At 57.7% G+C, this 25,795-nt stretch carries 28 protein-coding genes; 16 read left to right on the top strand and 12 right to left on the bottom strand.

Features of this window, described 5'->3' with window-relative positions:
• Positions 1-27 precede the first annotated feature (27 nt).
• A complete protein-coding gene (locus tag THS5294_RS05010; RefSeq protein ID WP_058122873.1) occupies positions 28-1,062 on the top strand; it encodes a TRAP transporter substrate-binding protein in 1,035 nt (344 codons plus the stop codon).
• Here THS5294_RS05010 and rsmD read toward each other — a convergent pair.
• The gene (gene rsmD, locus THS5294_RS05005; RefSeq protein ID WP_058122872.1) at positions 1,059-1,610 is read right to left on the bottom strand and encodes a 16S rRNA (guanine(966)-N(2))-methyltransferase RsmD; all 552 of its coding nucleotides are present in this window, start codon (positions 1,608-1,610) and stop codon (positions 1,059-1,061) included. The two genes, THS5294_RS05010 and rsmD, sit on opposite strands and share 4 nt — an antisense overlap.
• Complete coding sequence (locus THS5294_RS05000; protein WP_058122871.1) at positions 1,607-2,809, bottom strand: NAD(P)/FAD-dependent oxidoreductase; 1,203 nt, start codon at positions 2,807-2,809, stop codon at positions 1,607-1,609. Before THS5294_RS05000 ends, rsmD begins: the two co-directional genes overlap by 4 nt.
• 85 nt (positions 2,810-2,894) lie before the next feature.
• Between THS5294_RS05000 and THS5294_RS04995 the strand changes: the two genes are divergently transcribed.
• Positions 2,895-3,383: a peroxiredoxin gene (locus tag THS5294_RS04995; RefSeq protein WP_058122870.1), complete on the top strand. Its 489-nt coding sequence runs from the start codon at positions 2,895-2,897 to the stop codon at positions 3,381-3,383.
• Positions 3,384-3,430: 47 nt separating this feature from the next.
• Here the strand turns inward: THS5294_RS04995 and THS5294_RS04990 are convergent, their stop codons facing one another.
• From THS5294_RS04990 to THS5294_RS04975, 4 genes are read right to left on the bottom strand one after another with little or no spacing between them, the layout of a single operon-like run.
• Complete coding sequence (locus THS5294_RS04990) at positions 3,431-3,700, bottom strand: 4a-hydroxytetrahydrobiopterin dehydratase (protein ID WP_058122869.1); 270 nt, start codon at positions 3,698-3,700, stop codon at positions 3,431-3,433.
• A complete protein-coding gene (locus THS5294_RS04985) occupies positions 3,697-4,884 on the bottom strand; it encodes a GNAT family N-acetyltransferase (RefSeq protein WP_058122868.1) in 1,188 nt (395 codons plus the stop codon). The genes THS5294_RS04990 and THS5294_RS04985 overlap by 4 nt, the downstream gene beginning before the upstream one ends.
• Before the next feature lie 49 nt (positions 4,885-4,933).
• On the bottom strand, positions 4,934-5,686 hold the full coding sequence (locus THS5294_RS04980) for a glycerophosphodiester phosphodiesterase family protein (protein WP_058122867.1): 753 nt from the start codon (positions 5,684-5,686) through the stop codon (positions 4,934-4,936).
• Positions 5,683-6,141, bottom strand: a complete 459-nt coding sequence (locus THS5294_RS04975; RefSeq protein WP_038005721.1) for a RidA family protein — start codon at positions 6,139-6,141, stop codon at positions 5,683-5,685. The genes THS5294_RS04980 and THS5294_RS04975 overlap by 4 nt, the downstream gene beginning before the upstream one ends.
• Before the next feature lie 311 nt (positions 6,142-6,452).
• Here THS5294_RS04975 and THS5294_RS04970 point away from each other — a divergent pair, with 311 nt between their 5' ends.
• Together THS5294_RS04970 and THS5294_RS04965 are read left to right on the top strand one after the other, a co-directional pair.
• Positions 6,453-7,211, top strand: coding sequence for an MlaA family lipoprotein (locus THS5294_RS04970; protein WP_058122866.1), 759 nt, complete (start codon positions 6,453-6,455; stop codon positions 7,209-7,211).
• Positions 7,195-7,806: an MlaC/ttg2D family ABC transporter substrate-binding protein gene (locus tag THS5294_RS04965; RefSeq protein ID WP_058122865.1), complete on the top strand. Its 612-nt coding sequence runs from the start codon at positions 7,195-7,197 to the stop codon at positions 7,804-7,806. Before THS5294_RS04970 ends, THS5294_RS04965 begins: the two co-directional genes overlap by 17 nt.
• Here THS5294_RS04965 and THS5294_RS04960 read toward each other — a convergent pair.
• Positions 7,778-9,076 (bottom strand): PP2C family protein-serine/threonine phosphatase, encoded by a 1,299-nt coding sequence (locus THS5294_RS04960; RefSeq protein WP_072936691.1) that lies wholly within the window; start codon positions 9,074-9,076, stop codon positions 7,778-7,780. The genes THS5294_RS04965 and THS5294_RS04960 overlap by 29 nt on opposite strands.
• Before the next feature lie 160 nt (positions 9,077-9,236).
• On the opposite strand from THS5294_RS04960, the gene THS5294_RS04955 reads away from it, so the two are divergent.
• Positions 9,237-9,563 (top strand): Hpt domain-containing protein, encoded by a 327-nt coding sequence (locus tag THS5294_RS04955; protein WP_058122864.1) that lies wholly within the window; start codon positions 9,237-9,239, stop codon positions 9,561-9,563.
• 2 nt (positions 9,564-9,565) lie between these two features.
• On the opposite strand, the gene ilvA is transcribed toward THS5294_RS04955, so the two are convergent.
• Entirely contained in the window at positions 9,566-10,801 is a 1,236-nt protein-coding gene (gene ilvA, locus THS5294_RS04950; protein ID WP_058122863.1) for a threonine ammonia-lyase IlvA, read from the bottom strand.
• A 137-nt stretch (positions 10,802-10,938) separates the two neighbouring features.
• Between ilvA and THS5294_RS04945 the strand changes: the two genes are divergently transcribed.
• Positions 10,939-12,159, top strand: coding sequence for an argininosuccinate synthase (locus THS5294_RS04945; RefSeq protein ID WP_038005724.1), 1,221 nt, complete (start codon positions 10,939-10,941; stop codon positions 12,157-12,159).
• A gap of 4 nt (positions 12,160-12,163) precedes the next feature.
• Here THS5294_RS04945 and THS5294_RS04940 read toward each other — a convergent pair whose 3' ends face one another.
• The 4 genes from THS5294_RS04940 to THS5294_RS04925 all read right to left on the bottom strand — a co-directional run bounded on the left by THS5294_RS04940 (position 12,164) and on the right by THS5294_RS04925 (position 15,009).
• Entirely contained in the window at positions 12,164-12,877 is a 714-nt protein-coding gene (locus THS5294_RS04940) for a sulfotransferase-like domain-containing protein (protein ID WP_058122862.1), read from the bottom strand.
• Positions 12,874-13,554, bottom strand: coding sequence for an SGNH/GDSL hydrolase family protein (locus tag THS5294_RS04935; RefSeq protein ID WP_058122861.1), 681 nt, complete (start codon positions 13,552-13,554; stop codon positions 12,874-12,876). The genes THS5294_RS04940 and THS5294_RS04935 overlap by 4 nt, the downstream gene beginning before the upstream one ends.
• A complete protein-coding gene (locus THS5294_RS04930; protein ID WP_058122860.1) occupies positions 13,551-14,450 on the bottom strand; it encodes a D-amino acid aminotransferase in 900 nt (299 codons plus the stop codon). The genes THS5294_RS04935 and THS5294_RS04930 overlap by 4 nt, the downstream gene beginning before the upstream one ends.
• 271 nt (positions 14,451-14,721) lie before the next feature.
• Positions 14,722-15,009, bottom strand: a complete 288-nt coding sequence (locus THS5294_RS04925; RefSeq protein ID WP_038005728.1) for a YggT family protein — start codon at positions 15,007-15,009, stop codon at positions 14,722-14,724.
• A gap of 128 nt (positions 15,010-15,137) precedes the next feature.
• On the opposite strand from THS5294_RS04925, the gene THS5294_RS04920 reads away from it, so the two are divergent.
• The 10 genes from THS5294_RS04920 (at position 15,138) to THS5294_RS04870 (ending at position 25,771) form a co-directional block, all read left to right on the top strand.
• Positions 15,138-15,668 (top strand): acyl-CoA thioesterase, encoded by a 531-nt coding sequence (locus THS5294_RS04920; protein WP_058122859.1) that lies wholly within the window; start codon positions 15,138-15,140, stop codon positions 15,666-15,668.
• Between the two features lie 70 nt (positions 15,669-15,738).
• Entirely contained in the window at positions 15,739-17,076 is a 1,338-nt protein-coding gene (locus THS5294_RS04915; RefSeq protein WP_058122858.1) for an MFS transporter, read from the top strand.
• The gene (mepA, locus tag THS5294_RS04910) at positions 17,073-17,942 is read left to right on the top strand and encodes a penicillin-insensitive murein endopeptidase (RefSeq protein ID WP_058122857.1); all 870 of its coding nucleotides are present in this window, start codon (positions 17,073-17,075) and stop codon (positions 17,940-17,942) included. The genes THS5294_RS04915 and mepA overlap by 4 nt, the downstream gene beginning before the upstream one ends.
• A gap of 110 nt (positions 17,943-18,052) precedes the next feature.
• Positions 18,053-19,384, top strand: a complete 1,332-nt coding sequence (locus THS5294_RS04905; RefSeq protein ID WP_170863227.1) for a flagellar hook protein FlgE — start codon at positions 18,053-18,055, stop codon at positions 19,382-19,384.
• A gap of 30 nt (positions 19,385-19,414) precedes the next feature.
• Positions 19,415-20,866 carry a flagellar hook-associated protein FlgK gene (flgK, locus tag THS5294_RS04900; protein ID WP_058122855.1) on the top strand — a complete coding sequence of 484 codons (1,452 nt, stop codon included), beginning with the start codon at positions 19,415-19,417 and terminating at the stop codon, positions 20,864-20,866.
• A gap of 2 nt (positions 20,867-20,868) precedes the next feature.
• Positions 20,869-21,876, top strand: coding sequence for a flagellin (locus THS5294_RS04895; RefSeq protein WP_058122854.1), 1,008 nt, complete (start codon positions 20,869-20,871; stop codon positions 21,874-21,876).
• Complete coding sequence (locus tag THS5294_RS04890) at positions 21,873-22,976, top strand: flagellar basal body P-ring protein FlgI (RefSeq protein WP_058122853.1); 1,104 nt, start codon at positions 21,873-21,875, stop codon at positions 22,974-22,976. Before THS5294_RS04895 ends, THS5294_RS04890 begins: the two co-directional genes overlap by 4 nt.
• Before the next feature lie 111 nt (positions 22,977-23,087).
• Positions 23,088-23,885, top strand: coding sequence for a S49 family peptidase (locus THS5294_RS04885; RefSeq protein ID WP_058122852.1), 798 nt, complete (start codon positions 23,088-23,090; stop codon positions 23,883-23,885).
• Between the two features lie 196 nt (positions 23,886-24,081).
• Positions 24,082-25,032: a calcium/sodium antiporter gene (locus THS5294_RS04875; protein WP_058122850.1), complete on the top strand. Its 951-nt coding sequence runs from the start codon at positions 24,082-24,084 to the stop codon at positions 25,030-25,032.
• Between the two features lie 10 nt (positions 25,033-25,042).
• Positions 25,043-25,771 (top strand): SDR family oxidoreductase, encoded by a 729-nt coding sequence (locus tag THS5294_RS04870; protein ID WP_058122849.1) that lies wholly within the window; start codon positions 25,043-25,045, stop codon positions 25,769-25,771.
• The last annotated feature ends 24 nt before the right edge of the window (positions 25,772-25,795 follow it).

Below are 25,795 nucleotides of genomic sequence, written 5' to 3'. Positions count from 1 at the left end.
TGCACCTTTAACAAAAGGGGATCAGTTATGACCCTGCTTAAATCTGCCTTCTTCGGAGCCCTCCTGCTCAGCACTTCGGGCGCGTTCGCCCAAGAGGTGACGCTGCGGTTCCAACACTTCGTCTCGCCTGCGTCTGCGAACCCCAAACACTTTATGCAGCCTTGGGCTGATAAGGTTGAGGCGGATTCCAGAGGGCGCATCAAGGTTGAATTGTACCCCTTCATGCAACTGGGCGGTGGTGCCGCTGAGATGTATGACCTGATCGCGGATGGTGCGGTGGATGGTGGTTGGGTGATCCCCGGATACCAACCGGGCCGGTTCCCCGAGGCCGAGGCGCTTGAACTGCCGTTTATGGTCACGAAATCCGGCGAAGAGGCGTCTATGGCCGCGTGGGATTTCACCCAAGAGCACCTGATGGATGATTTTGCGGATGTTCATCTGCTTGCGGCGCACATGCATGGGCCCGGGATCGTTCACAAAACGGGCCCCGGTATTCAAGCGGTGTCAGATTTTGAAGGTCTCAACCTGCGTGGCCCTTCGCGGGCTGCGACGCTGTTTTTGGATAAACTAGGCGCGAACCCAATCGGCATGCCTGTCCCAGCCTTTCCCGAGGCGCTGTCCAAAGGTGTTTTGGACGGCGGTGTGATCACTTATGAAATGTCGCCCTCGCTTAAGCTGGACGAGTTGACCGATAGTCACACAGACGTTGCAGGTGAAAAGTCGCTTTATAATCTGTTCTTTATTTGGGCGATGAACAAAGACAGCTATGCCGCGTTGCCAGATGACCTGAAGGCCGTGATCGATGCCAATTCGGGGGCGATGGCCTCTGCTTGGGCAGGTCGTGCTCATGACACGGGCGACAAAGAGGGCCGTCAGGTCCTAGTTGATGCGGGCAATGAGCTGGCCGAAATCTCTGCTGAAACCACGGCTCAGATGGTGGCGCTAGGCGATGAGGTCATCGCTGAGTGGATCGCTGATGTCACGGCCAAGGGTCTTGATGGGGCTGGTTTGGTCGCATCGGCGCGGGCCAAGGTTGCCGCGAACCGTTTGCCGGCGAACTAGTCGATTTTCTGCACCAAGGTGATCAGCGTTTCGCCGTAGCGACGCTGGTCAACCTGCTCAAAGCCCCCGGGGATCTCGGGGGCTTTTGCGTCTTCCCAGACCAACATCGCGCCGGGGGCGATCCAGTCGTTTAGGGCTGTGACCGCAGCCTCACCCAATGATTTGCCATAGGGCGGATCAAGGAACACGAGGTCAAAGGGCGCGCCGGGGCAGGGGCCTGCCTTGCGTGCATCGCGGGTGATGACCTGCGCGTCTGCGCCCAGCATTTGGATGTTTTCGCGCAGGATTGCCTGCGACTTGCGCCCGTTTTCGATGAAAACTGCCGCGTCTGCGCCGCGCGACAGGGCTTCTAGGCCCAAGGCCCCGGTCCCAGCGAAAATGTCCAACACGCGGGCATCGGCGCACAGATCGCCGTGGGTGCCGTTTTGCAAAAGGTTGAATAGGCTTTCGCGGGTGCGGTCGGTCGTTGGACGCAGGTGGGCGGCTGTGTCGCCCTTGCCCACGCTCGTCAGCCGCCGTCCGCGCCAGTTTCCGCCAATGATCCTCACGCCATGAGCGCCTTTGCGTCGACGCTTGCATCCGCCACCAGAGCAGGATCGGGAGAGCGGCCAGCCTCAATCATGCGTTTGCCGACCATATAGCCGCGTGGGTCGTTCATGGCATCCACGGCCAGCAACGTGTCGCCCGCGTAGTACCAATGCGACCGCGCGGTGCCGCCGTCGCGCACCACGACACGGTCGTAGCCGGTGTTGAGGCCCGCAATCTGTAACTTGATGTCGTATTGGTCGGACCAGAACCATGGTTTGGCCACGTACTCCACACCTGCGTCCAGCATGTTGCGGGCGATGATCTCGGCCTGATCAATGGCGTTTGGCACGCTTTCTAGCCGGATACGGTGGCCGCGATAGGGGAATGAAGCGCAGTCGCCTGCAGCCCAAACGTCCGGCGCGCTGGTGCGGCCTTGGGCATCGGTCGCGATCCCGTTGTCGAGGGTCAGGCCCGCGGCCTCAGCCAATGCGGTGCTGGGCGCGATGCCCACGCCGACGATGACCATATCGCATGCCAACTCAGCCCCATCGCTGAGCCGGGCGCCGGTGACGTGGTTCTCACCGATTAGGCCATCAAGTCCCACGCCTTCGCGGATATCGACACCGTGCGCGGTGTGGAGTGCCCGAAAATAGTCCGAGGTTTCGGGGGCGGCGACGCGTTGCAAAATCCGATCCGCCATCTCAACCAGTGTGACGTGCATGCCCTTTTTGGCGCAAACGGCGGCGGCCTCTAGCCCGATGTAGCCTCCGCCCACGACCAAAACGCGCCCGCCTTCGGTCACATGGGGGGCCATCGCGTCAACGTCCGCCAGATCGCGTACGGTATAGACGCCGCCAAGCGCGCCACCGGCCGATGCAGGCAGCTTGCGCGGGACGGACCCGGTCGTGAGGGCAAGTTGATCGTAGCTCAGCAGCTCATCGCCTATGGCAATAGTTTTGGCCGATGTGTCGATCGCCGTGACCTGTGTGCTGAGCCGCAGGGCAATGTTGTTTTCATCGTAAAAGCTTTGGGGGCGCAGGAATAAACGCTCTAGCGTCATGTCGCCCAGCAGATACGCCTTGGACAGTGGGGGGCGTTGATAGGGCGGGACCGCCTCGGCACCGATCAGGGTGATGTCGCCCTCGAACCCTTCGCTGCGCAGTTTCGCCACCAAGGAGGCGCCTGCCTGCCCTGCGCCAATGACCGCAATATGCGTCATAATATGCCCTTTCACTGGCCGTGTTCCGGCCGACACCCTATATCGCTGATTACTGGAAACACAATCAGGGACGGGGATCTCTTTTATGACCATTTCAACCGGCGATGCATTGCCTGACGGCACCCTTATCAAACTGGGCGAGCAAGGCCCCGAGTCCGTTTCGGTCGCAGACCTGACCAAGGGCAAGCGGGTGGTGATCTTTGCCGTGCCCGGCGCGTTCACCCCGACCTGTTCTTCGGCGCACGTCCCGAGCTTTGTGCGCACCAAAGCGGGCTTCGCTGAAAAGGGAATCGATACGATTGTATGCGTTTCTGTGAATGACCCGTTCGTGATGAAGGCATGGGGCGAGGCGACAGGCGCAAACGCGGCTGGCATCCACATGCTGGGTGACACCGATGGTGCGTTTACGGCGGCCCTTGGCCTGAACTTTGATGCGCCACCCGCTGGTCTGCATGGGCGTTCCAGGCGCTATGCAATGGTTGTAGACGACGGCAAAGTGTCGGTCCTGCACATCGAAGAAGGCCCCGGCGTTTGCGAAGTCACCGCCGGTGAAAGCCTGCTGGCCGCCATCTAAGGCGCGCAGATTTGAGTGGGGCGGCGCAGCTGCGTGGCCCCATTCGCCTAAAGCGCGTCGAGTTTCGCCGCGAGGATGACGTCCAATTCGGATACGCCGTCCACGTCATGGGTCGTCAGGACCACATGTACCGTTTTGTAGACGTTGGACCATTCGGGGTGGTGGTTCATGCCCTCCGCGAGGATCGCGGCCTGAGTCATCCAGCCAAACGCCTCAACGAAATCCTTGAAAACGAATTGTTTCATGATGGCGTCTCGGCCATCCACTGCGGCCCAACCGGTGCGGGCGACGGCGTCTTGTAAGGGGATTTTGCTCATTGTTGCTCTTCCATAATGGTTTTCTTGAATGGGCCGTAAGAGGTCAGGATTTCGATATCCTCTGAGACAGCCGCGGCCTCAGCCTCTAGGTAGTTTGCAATAGCATCGCGCAGCCCGGGGTCCCGGATCCAGTGCAGCGAATGGGTCGGCACGGGCATGTATCCGCGCGCAAGTTTGTGGTCACCCTGCGCACCGGCTTCAACCCGTTGGAGGCCATTGTTAATCGCGAATTCAATGGCTTGATAATAGCATAGTTCAAAATGGAGGCAGGCGTGATGCTCGGTGCAGCCCCAATAGCGGCCATAGAGCGTTTCGCGACCAATCATGTTAAGCGCGCCTGCCACGTATCGCCCATCGCGCTCCGCGAGCACCAACAGAATGTCGTCGCGCAACGTTTCTTGGGCGGCGTCAAAGAATGCGCGTGTCAGGTAGGGTGTGCCCCATTTGCGCGCCCCGGTGTCTTGGTAAAACACCCAAAAGGCATCCCAGTGCTCTGGCTGGATTTGATCCCCGGTGAGGGCGACGATCCGCCCGCCAAAGCCCTGTGCTTGGGCGCGTTCCTTGCGAATGGCCTTGCGTTTGCGGGCAGCCAAAGCGGTAAGAAAATCGTCGAAATTAGCGTACCCTTGGTTGAGCCAATGGTACTGCTGTGAGGTCCGTTCCAGCAGGCCCATGTCATGGCCAGCGGCGCGCTCTGCCTCCGTGCAAAAGGTGACATGCAGGCTGCTGAGATTGTTTTGATCCGCAATCTGCACGGCCCCTTGGGTGAGAGCGGCCATGCCCGCCTCTTCAAAGCCGGGTTTCACCAAAAACCGACGTCCCGTGGCGGGGGTGAAGGGCACTGCCATCTGTAGCTTGGGGTAGTACCGGCCGCCCGCCCGTTCATAGGCTTGGGCCCAGTTGTGATCAAAGATGTATTCGCCCTGGCTATGGCCTTTTGCGTACAGAGGCGCAGTGGCAATCAATTCGCCGTCAGCGCGCGCCGTCAGGTACTGTGGCTGCCATCCCGTGCCTGTGCCGACCGAACGGCTGTCCTCCATGGCGCTGAGAAAGCGGTGCGTTGTGAACGGATCATTCGGGCGTCCACCGTCTGATGCCTCTGGGGCGGAACAGGCATCCCACTCGGCGGCGTCAATCTCGCGAAGCGATGCCAAAATACTGATTTCTATAGAGGTCTCGGACATATCACCTTTCCGCGCTACCCCACGAGAGGTGGGGCAGCAGGCGTGGGTTTCAAGCGGGAGAATAGCCCTCAAAGGTGATTTGATCGGCGATTTTTCGCGCCTCAGCCTCTTGGGTGGCGCTGCGGACGGTCCAGCACAGGATCGGGACGCCCTGAGATTTCAGCGCGTGGACGGGCGGCATGTCTAGGGCTTCGACCTCATGGCTTATAAAGCTTGCGCCAACTGGGCCAAAATCGGGGATGTCAGCCAACCTGTTTCGGATGTCTGATGTGAGTTCTGGCCAATCATCGGCGCTGTAGGCGGATGTCACGAGGCCCCGAGGGACGTTTGGAGCCGCGGCGCCAAAAGCCTGCACCGAGTGGGGGTTGAAGGACATCACGGCCACGTCGCCGGTGTAATCCGAAAGGCACGCGGCCACGGCTTGCTCCAAGGGGCCGACGCTCGGACCCATGAGGCCGTCTTGATCCTTGATTTCAATTAGAAGCGGAACATTGCCGTCCACCAGGTCCAGTACCTGCCGCAGTGTCGGGATCGTGCCGCCCCCCGCGCTAAGAGGGATGGCGCCTAGTTCAGTGGCCGTGCGCGCAATGATAGGGCCTGTGTGGCCGGTAAGGCGCGCCAGATCATAGTCGTGAAACACCATTGCGACGCCATCCGCGCTGGGCTGAATGTCGATCTCAATCCCTAACCCAGCCGCGATGGCAGCTTGGATCGCGCCGATTGAATTCTCGGCCCCTGCGGGACCGTGAAGCGCGCGATGTGTGATGGGCCGGCGTAAAAAGCTGCGAGGAAGGGCTGTCATTTGATGACGAAGATGCCTTCGATCTCAACCGCGACTCCAAAGGGAAGTGCGGGTGAGGAAACGGCTGCGCGTGCGTGTTTACCTGCATCTCCAAGTGCTTCGGCAAAGAAGTTAGAGGCCCCGTTGATGACCTTGGGCTGATCGCCAAAATCATCAGTCGAATTTACGAAGCCACCGATTTTCACAACGCGAACAAGGCGTTCTAGGTCACCGCCGCACGCAGCTTTGACCTGCGCCAAAAGATTGATCGCGCACAGACGGGCGGCTTTTTCGCCGTCTTCAATGCTCATATCTGCGCCGAGTTTACCGCAGACCAAACCGTCCGGCCCCATGGGCAATTGGCCGGACACGTAGACCATATCGCCGTGGACCACATAGGGCACGTAGTTGGCGGCAGGCGCAGGAGCATCGGGGAGCGTGACGCCCATTTCGGCGAGTTTGGCGGTGTAGGACATGGGGTTCTTTCTTACTGTTTCGGTGCCACTCGGTTGTTGCGAGTGGCGTCTCGGAAACTGTCTAGGAAAGGATGAGCGAGGTAAAGGATCAGAGTACGATTCAGCTGTTCGTTCGCATCCTTTGGACGACTCGTTTCAATGCCGGGCACTGCACAAATGCCAGTTTGCGAGGCAAGCGGTCAAAAGGCAGTGCAGCCATGTCACAACATGGTGTGTTTCCTTTCAGTTTTCGCAAGGGGAGTGGCCATATTCAGGCGTCCCCTATATTAGCTCTGTGCGCGGCTTAAATTTCGCAAGGATATATTTTCTCAATGATACGTGTTTTCACCCCAAAGGTCCGATTGCTTTGTGCGCTTGTTGGCGTGGCTCTTTTGGGTGCCTGCGCGACGCCTGACGTTGGTTCACAAATTGATGACCCATATGAGGTTACGAACCGTGCTGTGCATGCCGAAAACCTGTTGTTGGATCAGCAGCTTGTTCGCCCTGTTTCCAATGCCTACGGGACATCGGTGCCGGGACCAATGCAAAGGGGCATCGCCAATGTTGCCAGCAATTTAAGCACCCCGAGCGATGTGTTGAACAACCTCCTGCAAGTCCGGCTTGGTCAGGCGGCTCAAAATACGTCCCGGTTTTTGGTGAATTCGACGGTTGGTTTCTTTGGCTTGTTTGACGTGGCAAGCGCCATGGGCATTCCCGCGGCACCCACTGATTTTGGTGAGACGCTTTATTACTGGCGCGTCCCAGAGGGTAGCTATGCCGTGCTGCCCGTGGTGGGGCCGTCGACGTCGCGCCATGCAGCTGGGCGTTTGGTCGATTTGGCGCTTAATCCAATTCGAAGCGCAGTGCCCGCCCCCGAAAGTACGGTTGGAACAGTGTTTGGTGTCGCGGACGCCTTTGGCACGAGGTACCGCAACGCAGAGTTGATCGATTCCGTTTTGTACGAAAGCGCTGACAGTTACGCTCAAGCGCGGCTTCTTTATTTGCAAAACCGTCGCTTCCAATTGCGTGGCAGCGAGGTGGACGATGATTATTTTGACCCCTACGAGGATCCTTATGCAGATTTCAACTGACACCTTTCTGACCCGCCGATCCATTCTTGCGCTGTCAGGAGCCGCAGTCGTCGCGGCCACGGGTCCTGCATTCGCGCTTACCACGCCCGAGGCCAAAGTGCTGGTTGGGCGTCTGGTGGGCGAAATTAACGGGATCATTGCTTCAAACAAATCCGAAGCTGCAATGATCCGTGATTTTGACGGGGTGCTTAACCGCTACGCTGATATGCCGATTATTGCCCGGTCCATTTTGGGTGTGCCGTGGCGCGGGGCAAGTGCAGCGGAGCGCCGGGATTTCACGCGCGCGCTTCAGGGATATCTGGCTCGTAAGTACGGTAAGCAGTTTCGCCGTTTTTCCGGGGGTGAGATTGAGGTGCTGAGCGCGCGGCCTGTGCGGAGTTTCTTTGAGGTGCGTTCTATGGCGCAACTTCCTGGGGAAGCCCCTTTCGAAGTTGTTTTCCTTGTGTCCAACGGCTCGGGCCGTGATCTGTTCTTCAATATGATTATTGAGGGGATCAACCTGCGAACCACTGAAAACACAGAGATCAACGCGCTGTTGGATCGGAACGGGGGCAGTGTTGCACGCCTCACGCAAGCGCTTGGTCAGCTGGGTTAAGCGTTTGCTGGGGCTGAGCGCAGCCCTGGTAGTCGAGAATGATCATTGAAACATCGTCTTCAAAATCGCGATTTTGAGTAAAATTTCGCAGGTCTTGTTCCAGTTGGTGCAATAGTTTTCGGGTCGGCGTCATGGCGTGCGCCCGAAGCAACGATGCAAGGCCATCCTCGCCCAACATATTGCCTTCGGGGTCCGTGCATTCGGTGCAGCCGTCCGAAAATAACACGAGCCGATCACCGGGGTTAAGCTGCGCTGCTGATTTCTCAAAACTTAGGCCACGTATTAAACCGACTGGCGGGCCGCCATCGCCGATGGTTGTGACCTGCCCGTCCAGCGTCGATACAAGGGGGTGCGGATGACCCGCTTGGCAAAAGTCCAACACGCCGGTTTCTAGATCTAGATAGGCGAGGATACAGGTGAAATAGATATCTGTGTCCAAGTCATCGAGCATCAGATTGTTCAGCCGCGCTACGACTTGCTCGGGGGCATCAGCGGCCATACTGCCGTCCGTTTGCCGTGAGAATGCAATGTTACGGTGTTGTTCAGTGGCAGAGAACAGGGCCGACAATCGACCGGTCATCAATGCCGACGCGACCCCGTGTCCCGAGACATCAATCGAATAAATCCCCAGTTTTGTGTGCGATACGGGAAATGAGCCGACCAAGTCACCCCCAACATGCCCGCATGTCAAAAGTTTTGATGCGATCCCAACTGCACCTAGATCGCGGTATTCTGGCGGCATGAGCGACATTTGCAGTTTGCGAGCCTCAACGAGATCTTGCTCCATCGCGCAGTGAATCGTTCGCAATTCTGACAATGTTGCCTCAACTACGCGGGTCTTCTCGCGCAGCTCTTCTTGCATGTCTAAAATACGCTCCCCCGCGCGGATACGAGATCGCAATTCATGCCAATTGATGGGGCGGGTGACAAAATCATCCGCGCCGGCATCCAACCCACGCGCTTTTTCTGAACGGTCGGACTTGGAAGTAATCAAAATAAAGTAACTATATGGCCGTTCCATTGCGCGCAAAGCGGCGCAGAATTCAGGACCATCCATCCCCGGCATACCCCAGTCGCTGACAATCAGCCTGATTTCGGGGTCACCTAAATGGTCAAGCGCCTCCTCGGCCGTTCCGGCCCCAATGACACGATAACCCGCGCGTTTGAGAGTTGCGGACATCAGATGTCTCTGGGCCCGGCTGTCGTCCACGACGAGGACCTTGGCGCCTTTGTGGATTTCGGCCAGCAGCATTGGGGTCAAAGAAGCCATGAAGTGTCCAGTGACGTGGTTTAGCACCCTTGGTAGCCCTAGAAAGCTAACGACCCGTAAAGACTAAAATTCGATGTATATTTTTTGGCACTATTAGAGATTTTTTCATTGAGGGGCGTTATTTATACCTAATGCAGCGGACCAAAAGATTGGATTTCCTATGATCGATTGGGATCGGGTGGCAGAACTACGAGATGAGATTGGGGCTGAGGATCTGGCGACAGTTATTGAGATGTTTCTCGAAGAGGTGGCCGAAAAACTGCAAGAGGTCATGGACGGGAGCTCCAAAGCCGCTTTGAGCGAGGATATGCATTTCCTTCGAAGTTCAGCGTTGAACATCGGCTTTCTTAAGCTGGCTGAAATGTGCGCAGCCGTTGAGGAAAAAGCAGGTGTTGGCCATTTGAATGCGGATATCGCGGCGATATCGGCGTGTTACGAAGCCTCGGCCAAAGAACTGCGGGAACATGAAGGTATTAGGGCTGCGTGAGCCTAGATTAAGAACTCAGACAAAACCGTGTCGTTAGTGATATCGCGATGCTCAAATCCCAAGGCATCCATGCGTTCTGACAGGCGTGCAAAATCTTCGGGCGCGGCGGCTTCGATGCCAATCAGGACGGAGCCGAAGTTTCGCGCGGATTTCTTGAGGTATTCAAACCGCGAAATGTCATCACTTGGGCCCAAAATTCCGAGAAAATCCTTCAGTGCTCCGGGGCGCTGCGGCATCCGAAGAACAAAGTACTTTTTGCGGCCCTCGTGGCGCATGGCGCGCTCTTTGACCTCGGGTAGGCGTTCAAAGTCAAAGTTTCCGCCGGATGTGACGCAGACGATCGTTTTTCCCGCAATTTTGGGGGCCAGTTCGTCCAAAACATCGAGGGACAGGGCACCTGCAGGTTCTAGGACCATGCCTTCGACATTCAGCATTTCGCCGATGGTCACACAAATCCGGTTCTCGGGCGCGCGCAGAACATGGTCAGAGGGGACATCACGCAACACGTCGAACGTTCGCGCGCCGATCTGCGCGACTGCGGCACCATCTACAAATGTGTCCACCCGCGGCAATGCGACGGGGTGGCCCGCCTGCAACGCGGCGGTCAAACTGGCCCCACCCTCTGGTTCTACATAAATGAGCGTGGTTTGGGGTGCTTGTTCTGTCATGTAGGCAGTGACACCAGCCGACAATCCACCGCCCCCAACGGGCAGGATTACCATGTCCGGCGTGGTGTCGAGGCCGGCCAAAATCTCAACCGCGACAGAGGCTTGGCCTTCAATCACATCCGCATCGTCGAAAGGGGACAAAAAATGTGCCCCGGTTTCTGCGCAATAGGCTTGTGCGGCGGCCAGCGTGTCGTCGAAAAAGTCACCCACAAGGCGAATGGTGACGTGCTTTCCACCGAAGGCACGGGTTTTGTCGATCTTTTGCCCCGGTGTGGTGACGGGCATAAAAATCGTGCCTTCAACGCCCATCTCACGACACATGTAGGCCACACCTTGCGCATGGTTTCCCGCTGAGGCGCAGGCAAAGTGGGATTGACCCGTCTGTTTGCGCATCGCATTGAAGGCGCCCCGAATTTTGTAGCTGCGCACCGGACTGAGATCTTCGCGCTTGAGCCAGATATCCGCGCCGTATTTGTCCGACAGGTAAGCGTTCCGTTGAAGGGGTGTTGGGTCAAAAACACTGCGCAGGGCGCGGGTTGTGGCCTCAGCTTTGGATGAGAAATCGGTCAAAAGGCCCTCGGGATTGCGTCGGTGGTACGTTATCCACAGTGCTAGGGGGGGCGAGGGCGTGCGTCAACGTCGCCTTGCCCCTGTCCCGGAATCGCGATAGGCCCCGCGCTGGAACAAAACCACATGAGGAGAGCGCTATGTCCGCGCCGAAGAAAGTCGTCCTTGCCTACTCTGGCGGTCTGGATACGTCGATTATTCTCAAGTGGTTGCAGACGGAGTACGGATGCGAAGTGGTGACCTTCACCGCTGATCTGGGCCAAGGAGAAGAGCTGGAGCCTGCACGCGCCAAAGCCGAGCTGATGGGCGCAAGCTCAATCTACATCGAAGATCTGCGTGAAGAATTCGTTCGTGATTTCGTTTTCCCGATGTTCCGGGCGAATGCTTTGTACGAAGGCCTGTACCTGTTGGGTACGTCCATCGCCCGTCCGTTGATCTCCAAGCGGTTGGTCGAGATTGCCGCAGCTGAGGGCGCTGATGCAGTGTCCCACGGCGCGACGGGCAAGGGCAACGATCAGGTTCGGTTTGAACTGGCGGCCTATGCGTTGAACCCCGATATCAAAGTGATCGCACCTTGGCGTGAGTGGGACCTATCCTCGCGCACTAAGCTGATTGATTTCGCTGAGAAGAACCAAATTCCAATCGCTAAGGATAAACGCGGCGAAGCCCCATTCTCGGTGGATGCGAACCTTTTGCACACCTCGTCCGAGGGCAAGGTGCTGGAAGACCCCGCAGGCGAGGCGCCCGAGTACGTATACCAGCGCACTGTTTCGCCAGAGCAGGCGCCTGATACGCCGGAATTCGTTGAGATCGCGTTTGAAAAAGGCGACGCGGTTGCGATCAACGGGGTCGCAATGTCCCCTGCGACTGTCCTGACCAAGCTGAACGAATTGGGTGGCAAGCACGGGATTGGCCGTCTTGATCTGGTTGAGAACCGCTTTGTCGGCATGAAGTCGCGCGGCATCTACGAAACCCCCGGCGGCACGATCCTGCTGGAAGCGCACCGCGGTATTGAGCAGATCACGCTTGATAGCGGCGCAGGCCATCTCAAAGACAGCATCATGCCGCGTTACGCTGAGCTGATTTACAACGGCTTCTGGTACTCGCCAGAGCGTGAGATGTTGCAGGCATTGATTGATAAATCCCAAGAGCACGTGACCGGAACGGTTAAGCTGAAGCTCTATAAAGGCAGTGCTATGACTGTGGCGCGTTGGTCGGATCACTCACTGTATTCCGAGGCGCACGTGACGTTTGAAGAAGACGCAGGCGCCTATGATCAGGCGGATGCTGCGGGCTTTATCCACCTCAATGCGCTGCGTCTAAAGCTGGTCGCGAACCGCAATAAACGCGTTAAGGGCTAGTGGTTTAAGGCGCGGTAACGGTAATCGCCCGCGCCTTCATAGCTTCATAAAACGGCAGGGCCGCGTCTAGGATGGCGCGGTGCTGCGCCGCGACGGTGGGCAGGGGCCCTTCAGCTTCAGCAAACCCAGTTGATCGGTGCACCGCACCGTACCAATGCGCCGCCCAAACGCCATCAAATGGCTTAGGCCCGACGGGCCATTTCAACATCGCATCATCCCACGGCAGGCCGATTTCGGCGCAAAGCGCCTGAAGCGCGGCGCGGGGATTGGCCCGTATCGTTTCGCTGTCGATTACTGGCCCCTCTAGTCTGTCATAGACAGTGGCTTGCTGAGCAAATCCGATGTCCTCTAGCGTAAGGCTATCACGTTTGGCGGCGTAGCTTGCGATGACACGGGCAGGGTGGCGAATGAGGTGGATATTCACGGCCTGCTCGGCCCAGCTCATATCAAACCCCGGCAGCATATGGTGCGGCATGTGCTTCATATACCAATGCGCGCGGCCCAGTGGCACTGCGCCAGCGCAGGCCTGTGCGATGGCGCTTGGGTCGGTCTCGTGGCTGTGTTGGATATCAGCCGTCATGGGGTGGTCCGTGCCAGTGTGCGTGAGGTAGGGCGCATAGAACGGCTCATCCCACGCGGCACAATCGGCGCGACTGCCAAAAGCATATAGCATAGCGGTAGACAGGTTCCGGGGACCGGACCAAGCAGCAATTTTCATGGAGTGAGAGCCTTTTTGATTTGTGTGGCGGCAGCGTCCGCCCAGAGCCGGTAGTAGGGCGCGCCGGGGTGCAGCCCGTCGGCGGCCAACATTTTGGGGTCGGGCGGGGCATCGTGGGGAAGATAATCCGTGCCCATTTCGATGCAAAGTTCCTGCAATGCGATATCAAATTCCGAAGCACGCGTGCCCATGATTGAGCGAAGCGGCTCGGGCACCGTCGGAAAGCTAAGCACAGGCGGCAAAGCCGTGCAGAGGATTATGCCTGCAGAATGTCGCGTGCGCAGCGTCTCGATGATGGTACGATAGTTGTTCCGATAGGTGTTCTTGGCCACACCGTTTTTCGCATCATTGATGCCGACCGCCATGAGGACAACATCGAAGGGCTCGGCAGGTAGCGCCTGCAACCGCTTTAGCGTTGAGGCGGTCGTCGCCCCACAACGCGCGGCGAGCCGCCAATCGACGGTGCGGTCCTGTGCGAGGCTTCGGGGCAGGTGGCCTGCCAGCGCGTCGCCTTGGGTCGCGACGCCCACGCCCGCTGCGGCACTATCGCCAAGGATCAATAGGCGCAGGTCCGGGCCGTGACCCAAGGTGCCCTCGCGCGGGCCGGTAGGCTCCTGCAACCGTGGGCGTGTCGCATAAAGCCACGCACCTTGCAGCAGGGCGAGTGCGGATTTCATGCGCCTACGAGGTCTTTGTACAGCCCCCGCAGGCGCGTGGTGACAGGACCCATTTCGCCGCTGCCGATCGTGCGGCCGTCAATCTCACTGACCGGAGTTTGCGCGCCAAACGTGCCCGTTAGGAATGCCTCATCTGCGCCGTAGGTATCGACCAGCGAAAAGTTCCGCTCATAACAGGGGATATCGTTGGCATGGCACAGGTCGATCACCTTTTGGCGTGTGATCCCGTTCATGCAGTAATCCCCGGTCGAGGTCCAAACGGCCCCCTTGCGGACGATGAAAAAGTTGCAAGCGTTGGTGGTGTTCACAAACCCATGCACGTCGAGCATTAGGGCTTCATCCGCGCCTGCTTTTTCGGCGGCGATGCAAGCAAGAATACAGTTCAGCTTGGAATGCGAGTTCAGTTTAGGGTCCTGCGTCATGGGCAACCCGCGCAGATGCGGCACTGTTGCAAGCCGGATGGGCCGGGGCAGCTTGGGCTTCGAATGCTCCATAATGATGACCATCGTCGGCCCTTTGGTCGACAGGCGGGGGTGTTGAAACGGCAGGCGTTTGACACCGCGTGTCACCATTAGACGCGCATGGGCATCAGTTTGCATGTCGTTTGCGGTGCGGGTTTCCTCTAGGGCCGCGATGACCTGTGCTGGCGTCATCCCGATATCGAGGTCGATGGCCTTTGCGGCCTCAAACAAGCGGTCGATATGTTCCTCAAGAAAGGTCCAGCGCCCGTGATAAAGCCGCAACCCCTCCCAGACGCCGTCGCCCAGCATAAAACCCGAATCGTAGACCGAAACGGTAGCCTCGGCACGGTGCGTTAGGGCGCCATTCACCCAGATCAGGATGTCCGCGTTGCGCCGGTCTTCCTCGGCTTCGTGTGTCGATACATTGTCTGTCATTTTTGGCCCTCCAACCGGCACCATATCAGGCAAAAACGCGCCGCCAAGACTTCACGGACGTGTGATGTCACACAGGCGTGAGTTGCCTGAAGGGCGGTCTTTTGGGCACAGTAGCGCTCTGACGTAGGAGGCATGCCAAATGACACAGACCGGGTGGCAAAACGCCAAGATCGCGCTGCTGGTGGCGGCGCTCCTTTTGGGTGCGAAATTGGATCGTGATGGGGCGCATCATGCCTGCGCGGATTGCACCCCAGAGACTGTCGTCCCCGCCTTACATGAAGGCCCCAGCATTGTTGCGCAGGATCGTTTCAAGGGCAAAGATGCCTAAGATCGCAACCAGCGGCGCAAGGTCCAGCCCGTTCATTTGCGGCAGAAAGCTGCGGATGCGGCCATAAACGGGCTCAAGCAAACGGTTGAGGCCATCCCAAATGGACGCAACAAGAGGTTGGCGCAGGTTCAGAACCTGAAAAGTGATGAGCCACGACATGATGATGTGGATGATGATGATCATCTTGGCCACACCGATCAGCATCAACAAAATCTCAAACAGCGATTGCATGGGCGGTTCCTTTTTTCACTTACTTCGTAGGTAAGGCGCGGGCATCGGCGGTGCAAGCAGTTGGCTGCTGATAGGTGTGACGTTTGGACAGTGTTGACGTTTGAGCATCTGTGCTGCGTTTTGTGCGGATGTATCCTGTCGTCCGTATGATCAAAGAATTCTGGGTCCACCGCAACGCGCCTGCGCTGCCGACCTTTGGCACCCACATCTCACACCACATCTGTTGGCCGTGGGATATTGATCTGTGGGTTGAGCTGAACAACGGCCGCACTTTGACGCTGTATGACTTGGGGCGGCTGGTGATGGCGCGCCGCATTGGGTTGCTTGCAGTGGCCAAGCAAAAGGGCTGGGGCATTTCGGTGGCCGGTGCAGTTGTACGCTACCGCAAGAGGGTGCGGATGTTTGATCGGGTTGAGATGCGATCCCGTTCGTTGGGGTTCGACCATCGGTTTACGTATGTCGAACAAAGCATGTGGCGGGGCGATATGTGTTGCTCCCATATTGTGCTCCGCATGGCGGTGACGGATGCGGCGGGTATCGTGGGGCCCGCGCGTGTTGCAGACGCTTTGGGCGGTGATATCCCCAATCCGCCTTTGCCCGAATGGGTTCAGACGTGGATCAAGGCAGAGGATTTGCGTCCCTGGCCGCCGGAAATGTAGGCCTTCCACGCGCTTTTGCTTGCCTTTGTGTGGCCCCGGCTGTTTCGTGCTGAAAAATAGGTGGGGCAGCATGAGCGATAGCGGACTGAAAAAGCGCGTCTTTGGGTGGATGATGTTCGACTGGGCCAGCCAGCCCTACAACACCCTGCTTCTGACCTTTATCTTCGGGCCCTATTTCGCGTCAGCGGTGATGGATGACCCTGTTCAGGCGCAATCCATGTGGGGATTTGCGATAGGTGCCTCGGGTTTTGTGATCGCGGTTTTGGCGCCGATCTTGGGGGCATTTGCCGACACATCGGGACGCAAAATGCCGTGGATATGGCTGTTTTCCGGGCTGTATGTGCTGGGCTCTGCGGCGTTGTGGTTGGCGGTGCCGGGCATGGATGATGTGACATTTATCCTGTTGCTCTTTTGCCTCGGCCTGATCGGTATGGAGTTCGCGACGATCTTCACCAACGCAATGCTGCCCACGCTCGGGGATAGGGCCGAGATCGGCAAGATCTCTGGTTCGGGCTGGGCAATGGGCTATGTGGGGGGAGTTGTCGCGCTTGTCTTGATGTTGCTTTTCTTGGCCGAGAACGAGGCAGGCGTGACGCTGTTGGGTACGGCACCTGCCTTTGGTCTTGATCCCGCAACCCGCGAGGGCACGCGGTTTGTCGGGCCATTTACTGCGCTTTGGTACGTGGTGTTCATGATCCCGTTTTTTATGTTCGTCCGTGAAGTACGCCCTCTGACAAATGCTGCCGTTGTCCCAGTCCGTGCCGCGTTGAGCGGGTTGTGGGGCACGCTGCGTCGCCTGCCTGACCGGCGCAGCTTTGCCAGTTACTTGCTGTCATCGATGTTCTACCGAGACGCCTTGGCGGGGATGTATACATCCGGCGGAATATTCGCAGGCGGCGTGTTGGGCTGGTCCGTGATCGACATCGGTGTATTCGGGATTTTGGCGGCGACGACGGGGGCGATATTTGCCTGGATCGGGGGGCGCGCCGACAGTCGTTTTGGCCCCAAACCGGTGATCTTGGTGTGTATCGTCACGCTGCTGGTTGTCTCGATTTGCATTGTGGGCACCTCGCGGGAGGCCATTTTTGGCATTTCGCTGGCTGAAGGCAGCACATTGCCTGATAAATTCTTTTATGTGCTTGGCGCGACCATTGGGGCGGCAGGGGGCTGTTTGCAGGCCGCGTCGCGGACGATGCTGGTCCGCCAAGCTGATCCCGAACGTATGACAGAGGCTTTTGGCCTGTATGCCTTGGCAGGCAAAGCGACGGCGTTTTTAGCGCCCATCCTAATTGGCGTGGTGACGCTGTTCAGCGAAAGCCAGCGCATTGGCGTCGCACCTGTGATAGGGTTGTTCGTGCTAGGGTTGGTATTGATGTCGTGGGTGAAACCGGACGGAGAGTTTGAATGATCCGCACGTTTGTTTTTGCGATTTTGGCAGGTGTTACGATGGCCGCCCCTGTAGCGGCTGAGCCTCTGGCCAAGGCGCAGTTCGGTGCCATGGATGTCGGTTCTGATCAGCGTGCCGCGCCCATCGGCAGCTATGCCAAAGGCTGTGCGGCGGGCTTGGTGCAACTGCCCGAAACAGGACCCACGTGGCAGGCAATGCGCCTGAGCCGCAACCGCAACTGGGCCACGCCCGATACCGTTGATTTTGTCCAAGATCTTAGCCGTGCGGCGCAGCGCAATGGCTGGGCGGGCATCTATGTCGGCGATCTGAGCCAACCGCGGGGTGGGCCGATGCTAACCGGGCATCGCAGCCATCAAACCGGGCTCGACGCTGATATTTGGCTATACCCAGCGACGCGCATGGACCTAAGTCGCCGCGCGCGTGAGGACTTGAGTGCCATTTCAATGCGCCGCGCCAATGGGGCTTATGTGAATGACCGCTGGACCAAGGCTCATCATGAATTGGTCAAGGCGGCTGCCAAAGATCGGCGCGTGGCGCGGATCTTTATCTTTCCGGGCGCGAAAGTGCAGATGTGCAATGATGAAACCGGCAGCAAGGCATGGCTGCGCAAGGTTCGGCCTTGGTGGGGGCATCACTACCATATGCATGTGCGGCTCAAGTGTCCGCGCGGGGCGGCTGCGTGTATAGATCAAGCACCACCCCCGCCCGGCAATGGCTGCGCGGATGCGGAAAAGTGGGTTCAGGATATAGTGAACCCGCCGCCGCCTGATCCAAACGCCAAGCCCGCTCCGCCCCGCCGCGAATTGATGATGGCGGATCTTCCGGCGCAATGTGCACAAGTCTTGGCCGCGCCCGGTCGCCCCTGAGGCGCGGAGAACAAAACTAGATCATATTTGAAATGTTAGGGCCTCCTTAAGCACCACTGACGCATACCTGCCGCAGACCGAAAGAGATTCTGCAGCAGAAAGGCGCAGCCATGACCATTTCTTCCTCGCTCAATGCAGGTGTTGCTGGCTTGAATGTTAACGCAAGCCGGTTGGCAACTATTTCCGACAATATCGCGAACTCTGGCACATACGGGTACAAACGCGCCGTTGCCGATTTTTCATCAATGGTGATCGACCAGACCCGAGGCAGTTATTCTGCCGGGGGTGTGCGTGTGACCACCTTTAGAATGGTGGATGAACAGGGCACGCTGGTGAACTCTGACAATCCGACTGACCTTGCGATTGCAGGTCGTGGTATGTTGCCGGTGACGACACTCACGGCTGTCGATAGTGACAGTGGCTCATTTCCGCTTCGCTTAACGACGACGGGTTCGTTTCGACCCGATAGTTCGGGTATTCTGCGCACGGATACGGGCCTTGTTTTGATGGGTTGGCCCGCCCAACCTGATGGAACCATCCCAGATTTCGCGCGGACCACAGCCGAGGGGCTGGAACCTGTGCGCGTGAACCTTAACCAGTTTGCGGGCGATCCAACGACCAAGGTTAACCTTGCGCTGAACCTGCCCGCTACGGCGACGCAGGCAGGTGAAAGCGGGGATACACTTGATTTCCCGGTTGAGTATTTCGACAATCTAGGGACGTCCCAAAACCTTAGCCTTGAGATGACCCCAACTGTTCCGGCCAGTGGGGCGGCGTCCAATGAATGGCGCATCGTGATCAAAGATCAGGCGCAGAACGCGGCCACGGTTGGTGATTTTACTGTGACCTTTGATAGTTCTCAGTCCGGTGGTGGTGCGATTTCCGGTGTGATCGATAACTCACTGACTGGCCCTGCGGCTGGTGGGACGGGCGATTACGACCCAGCTACGGGCGAAATTGCGGTCAACGTCGCGGGCGGCGGTACCATGCAACTCGATATCGGTCGCTACAATGACACCAGCGGCATGACGCAGCTGTCTGATGTCTTTGCGCCCGTGTCCGTCAATAAAAACGGCAGCCCAGTCGGTAACCTGAGTTCTGTCGAAGTCGACGCGAACGGTTATCTGCAAGCGATCTATGACATCGGTTTTACCAAAACGATCTATCAGATCCCTGTGGCCGATGTGCCCAACATGAATGGTCTGATTTCACAAAATAACCAGACGTTCGAAGTCTCACCCGAATCTGGATCGTTGTTCCTTTGGGATGCAGGTGAGGGCCCAACCGGTGATATGGCCGGCTTTACCCGGGAGGAAAGCGCCACTGATGTGGCCGCCGAACTCACGCAGTTGATCCAGACCCAAAGGGCCTATTCGTCGAACGCGAAGGTCATCCAGACGGTTGATGAGATGTTGCAAGAAACCACCAACATCAAACGGTAATAAACTGAACCTCATATAGGGAGGCGCAGAATGAGCCTTTCCTCTTCTCTATCCACAGCGATTTCAGGACTGAATGTGACGGCCAGACGTGCCGAGATCGTGTCCTCGAATATCGCGAATGCCTCGACCCCCGGTTATGCTGTGCGCAGTCTTGAAGTGACGAGCCAGCAAAACGGAGGGGGCGTGCGCGCGGTCAGTGTGACACGCAGTACTGATCCTATCCTGCTCGCACAACGCAGGTCGTCTGATGCAGAATATCAGGCGACGTCTGCACGGGCGGATTTCCATCGGGGTCTGGCTGGTGCAATTGGCCAGCCTCAGGATCCAAACAGTCTTGGGGCCTCTGTGGTGCGGTTTGAAACCGCGTTGGTTGATGCCGCGTCACGCCCTGAAAGCCCGGCAGCATTGACGGAAATCGTTAATGAGGGGCAAAGGCTGGCGACAAAGATCAACACGGTCTCCGCTCAGATAGGTGAGACACGGCAAAACGCCGATACTCAAATTGACCTGACAGTTACGCGGTTGAACGCCGCGCTAGAGCAGGTGGCTGATATCAATAAAGAGATCATCCAAATGACGGGGCAAGGTCGGGAAACGGCCTCGCTCCAGGATCAACGCCAACAGGTCATTGATCAAATCGCGCAAGAGATCCCGCTCACGGAGGTTGACCGTGGGCGGGGTCAGCTTGCGCTTTATACCGCAGGTGGTCTCGCGCTTCTGGATGGCAGCAACGTGGCGGAGTTTGGCTTTTCTCCGCGTGCGATGATCACCCCAGACCTTAGCGTGGGTGCCGGGGCACTTTCACAACTTACAGTTAACGGTCGCGATGTGGACGCACTTGCGGATCGCAGCTTAGTTGGCGGCGGTCGCTTGGCTGCCCTGTTCGAAGTGCGTGACGAAATTGCGCCCGCCGCTCAGGGTCAGATCGATGCCGTTGCGCGTGATTTCATCGAGCGGTTCCAATCTGCATCCACCGACCCAACATTGGCCACGGGCGACGCCGGGCTCTTTACCGACAGTGGCGGAAACTTCGATCCACTTCTCGAATTGGGAATTGCCGCTCGCATCGCTTTCACGCCTTTGACCGATCCGGCCCAGGGCGGTGATATCTCTCTCTTGCGTGACGGTTTGGGGGCCGCCGTTCAGGGGCCCGTGGGTGACGCAACCCAACTGCAACGTTTGGCAAACGCCCTCACCGAAGGACGCGTCACAGTGTCGGGTGGGTTCACGGGCGCATTACGCTCGGCAGCGGTTCTGACATCAGACCTCTTGTCGATGACCAGTGTCGAATTGGCAGACCAAGAAACCCGCGAAAGCTTTGCGGCCAGCCTTAATCAGACCCTACGCACCGAAGAACTTAGAAACGGTGTCGATACAGATACCGAGATGCAGCAACTGCTGGTGATTGAGCAGGCATATGCCGCTAACGCCCGGATTATCGAGACCATTAGTGAAATGCTCGACACATTGACGAGGTTATAATCATGGCGCTTACGTCTATTGGAGATATGTCTCAGACGCTCTTTCTAAGACGTCAAAATGTTGAGACAAAACAACAGATCACGACGCTCTCGGCCGAGCTTTCGACAGGATTGAAAGCGGACGTGTCTAAGGCTGTCGGCAACGATTTTTCCCTTCTGTCAGGGCTAGAGCGCGGCATCTCCCTCGCGCAGACCTATGTGCGCGCCGCGAACGAAGCGCGTGTCACGACCGAGACTATGCAAGGTAGCCTTGGCCTATTTCAACAAGAGGTAGAGGGGCTCTCGAGCAGCCTTCTGGCTGTTTCGGCTTCGGGCCTTCAGTCTAACGCAGGCACGATGGCAACGACCGGACGGAATACGCTCGATGCGATGGTGTCGGCGCTGAATACATCTGTGGCTGGGCGTTTCCTCTTTGCGGGGCAAGCCACAGACACCGCGCCTGTGATCGATGCGGATCAGATGCTCAATGCGATCCGCCCATTGGCCCAGGCGCAGACAACCGCGCAGGACGTGATCAATGTGGTGGATGCGTGGTTCGCAGATGGCGCGGATTTTACCACGACGGCCTACAATGGAACCGCCGCACCATCTGCTGGGTTCCTTGTGGGTGATAGGGATATGATCGCTCTGAATATCACTGCAGATCGGCCCGAAATTCGTGATGCGCTGGCAGCCGCCGTTAAGGTGGCCTTGCTGAATGACCTGAGTCTGCCAAACGGTCCCGCAGATGCGGAAATGGTGATGAAAAATGCAACCGATGAGCTGCTGGAAGGTGCGACGCAGATTACCTACCTGCGCGGAGAACTCGGCCAAACCGAAGAGGCGATCGAAATTGCTGAAACGCGAGCCAATGCCCAGTTGTCAGCCCTGCAAATAAGTCGATCAGACCTTTTATCGGCCGACCCGTTTGAGACAGCCACTGCGCTTGAAGACGCCACAACCCGCCTTGAAAGCCTTTACACAATTACCGCGCGTCTCTCGCGCCTCAGCTTGACGGATTTCCTGAGATGACACGCATTTTCCTAGCCCTCACGATGTTAATTTGCTTTGCCGGGGCCGCCTTGGCGAACTCAATTCGGATCAAGGATTTGGTTGAGTTTGACGGCGTTCGGGGCAACGATTTAGTGGGCTACGGTTTGGTGGTAGGCCTCAACGGGACAGGCGACGGCCTACGGAACGCGCCCTTCACTGAGGAAATCATGTCCGGCATTCTCGAACGGCTGGGCGTCAACGTCACCGGAGAGCAGTTTCGCCCCAAGAATGTCGCGGCGGTTATCGTAACCGCAAGCCTGCCTGCCTTTGCCCGCTCCGGGGGGCGCGTCGATGTGACGGTCTCTGCCATCGGTGATGCCAAAAGCCTATTGGGTGGTACGCTAGTGATGACGCCGCTAACGGCAGCAGACGGTGAAATCTATGCGGTTTCTCAAGGCACGATCATTGCAGGTGGCGTGTCAGCGACCGGTGAGGCGGGTAGCGTTGTACAGGGTGTGCCCACGGCGGGTGTTATCCCCGCTGGTGCCCGCGTGGAGCGAGAGGTTGATTTCGATTTCAGCCAGATGAGCCAGTTGCGTCTCGCGCTACGGTCACCGGATTTCACGACGGCCGCGCGGATCGAGGCCGCCATCAACGGTGAGTTTAACCGCCCCGTGGCGCAAATGCTCGATGCCGGCACTGTTCTGTTGGACATTGATGCAACACAGTTGGCCTCTCCGGCCCATGCTCTCAGCGTCGTTGAAAATGTCCGCGTCGCACCTGAGCAAAGGGCACGCGTGATTGTCGATCAGGCCTCCGGAACAATCGTGATGGGTCGTGATGTTCGGATCAGTCAAGTCGCGGTTAGCCAAGGTAACTTAACACTCAGGATACAAGAGACGCCCACAGTCGTGCAGCCAAACCCTTTTTCTGAGGGCGAGACAATGGTTGTACCGCGCACGCAAGTCGCCATTGGAGAGGAAGAAGGGCCAGGCTTGGCGCTGGTCGAAGGGGGCGTGAACCTATCTGAGGTGATCTCGGGCTTGAACGCTCTGGGGGTATCACCGCGCGACATGATCGACATCCTTAAGTCGATTAAGGCCGCCGGTGCTCTGCATGCTGAATTCATCGTGCGATAGCGCTGTTTTCTGGGTGTTAAAGCTAAAAAAGTGTCCCGGCATGGCAACAATTATGTCATGCGGAGCAACTGCACCTTGTTGCCCCTACTTCGGCACTCTACATGAAATTTTATGAAAAAATGGGTGCCCTTCCTAAAATCCGATCCCGTGGTCGCTGTTGTTCGCCTGCAAGGAATTATTGCATCCGGCGCGCGTGGCGGGCTCAACCATGCGGGCCTGGCGCTTATGCTTGATCGGGCTTTTCGCAAAGGCAAACCCAAAGCCGTTGCTTTGATCATTAACTCACCGGGCGGATCGCCTGTACAGAGCGCACTGATCGGCGCGCATATTCGCCGCCTTGCAACGAAACACAAACTTCCGGTTCATGCCTTTGTCGAGGACGTCGCAGCGTCGGGGGGATACTGGCTTGCATGTGCGGCAGACGACATCACGATTGATGACAGCTCTGTCGTGGGCAGCATCGGGGTGATCTCATCGTCCTTTGGTTTCCATGAGCTGATGACGCGTCAGGGGATTGAACGGCGCGTGCACACTGCCGGCAAAGACAAATCTATGCTGGATCCGTTTCGTCCTGAACGTGCCGAAGATATTGAGCGGCTTAAATCCCTGCAGTCGCAAATCCATCAAAGCTTCATTGACCACGTCACAGCCCGCCGCGGCGACAAGTTGAGTTCGGACAAAGACCTTTTTACTGGAGAAATCTGGGTCGGCCAAAAAGCCGTAGATGTCGGATTGGTCGATGGGATCGGCCATCTAGAGGACAAGATGCAGTCAACCTACGGTGAAAAAGTGAAGTTTGCGAATTACGGTCAGCGTCGTTCACTTGCGCAGCGCCTCGGATTGGCGAGCCTTGATGCCGTTGTTGGGGCTGTTGAGGATCGCGCGCTTTGGGCGCGGTATGGGCTCTGAGCTGTGCTTGTAAAAATCGTCACTTTCTTTCTGGTTGGCATGGTCGTTTTGGCCATGTTCGGGCGTTTGCGCGTGCCCGGTATCGGCAAAATTTCCCCAAAGGTGCTGGGACGCGGGCGTTGCAAATCTTGCGGTGCTCCTTTGGTTGGTAAAACACCCTGTCCCTGCGACACCCGGGGCAAGAAGGGATGAGCGTGTGACGGTCGAGTTTTTGACGGCGGGGCTAGGCCTCGTCATTCTATTGATCGCGGGCGATACGCTGGTCAAAGGCGCAGTAAACCTTAGCCTGCGGCTTGGTTTGCCCGCATTGATTGTTAGTCTGACCGTGGTCGCCTTCGGGACATCAGCGCCGGAGCTTCTCATCGCTATCGACTCCGTGCTTGAGGATGTGCCGGGCCTCGCGCTGGGCAATGTTGTGGGCTCAAACACGGCCAACGTTTTGATGGTGCTGGGCGTGCCGGCGATATTGGCAACGATGCACACGTCTATGTGCAATTCCCGGCGTGACTACCTGATCATGATTGCCTCAACGGTTTTGTTCATCGGGTTGTGTTTCACAGGGGCACTGACGTGGATACACGGGCTAATCTTACTAGCGGCGCTGTTCATTATTCTTGGCCGATCCTTTCGCGAGGCGCTGGCACACCGCGCTGCGGGGAAAGAGGCCGAGGAGGAAGAAGTGGAAGGCGCGGATGCTAACCTTCCCGGCTGGCGCATTGCTGTCTATTTGGTGCTTGGGCTGATCGGTCTGCCGGTTGGCGCGGACCTTTTGGTCAAAAGCTCTGTCACAATCGCAGAAGCCTACAACGTTAGCGATACTGTGATTGGCCTGACGCTTGTGGCGATTGGCACCTCTTTGCCGGAGCTTGCGACAACCGTCATGGCTGCGCTGCGCCGTCACGCGGACGTAGCACTTGGGAATGTGATCGGCTCCAACATGTTCAACTTGCTCGCGATCACAGGCATCGCAACGCTTGTCGGGCCAATTCCTGTTCCGCCCGAGTTCTTGCGGTTCGACCTATGGGTGATGTTGGCTGCATCGTTGATCATGATCCCGTTCGTCTTCATGCGTCAGGATATTACGCGGATCTGGGGCATTGGCCTGACTGCGATCTACGGCGTTTATCTCGTCTTCGTTCTGATCTAGGAGGCCCGCTATGATCGGAAATGCAGCCCTTGTGACAGGTGCCGCGTCGCCTTTGGGTGCGGCAATGGCCTTGGCTCTTGCGGACCTAGGTTTTGATCTCGCGCTTCAGGACGTTGCGTCCACTGTGAACTTGGCTGAGCAGGTGCGCGCGAACGGTCGTAAAGCCGTCGCAATGGAAGCCGATATGCAGGATGCTGCGCAGCTTGATGCGCTCGTATCGGGCGCGGCTGACGAACTAGGCGGTCCTTTGACCTGCCTGATCAACAATACCGCGCCTTTGTCACCTGACGCACTCATGACTCTATCCCGCGGAGAATGGGACCAAAGCATGGATGCGGCTCTTTGGGCACCTCTGCGGCTTGCGCAGCGTTTTGCACAACAGGCGCCCAAAGGCATGCGTGCACAGAATGGTGAGCCATTTGCGCAGAATCTCATCCTGAACATCATCGATCAAAGGGTCAGCGATTGTGCGCCAGACTTCATGACCCATTCGATTGCCGCGGCGGGGTTAAAGGCGTTTACCAAAACGGCGGCTCTGGATTTGGCACCTGATATTCGTGTGAATGCGATCGGTCTTGGCCCGCAGCGGCCCGGACAGTACCAGTTTGCGGCCCATGCCTCAGACCAGCGATTTCCTGGGGAAGGCTTTGCGAATTTTAGCGAGGTTGCAGCGGCTGTGCGCTATTTTTCACAGGCGCCTGCGGTGACCGGCCAGCTGATGTCTGTTCGTGTCGAGTGAAACCTTAAAAGTGGCCTGCAAAGC

This window comes from Thalassobacter stenotrophicus (genome assembly GCF_001458315.1).
Lineage (GTDB): Bacteria > Pseudomonadota > Alphaproteobacteria > Rhodobacterales > Rhodobacteraceae > Thalassobacter > Thalassobacter stenotrophicus.
Note: the sequence above shows the minus strand (reverse complement) of the source record. Positions and strands in the feature narration are given on the sequence as shown.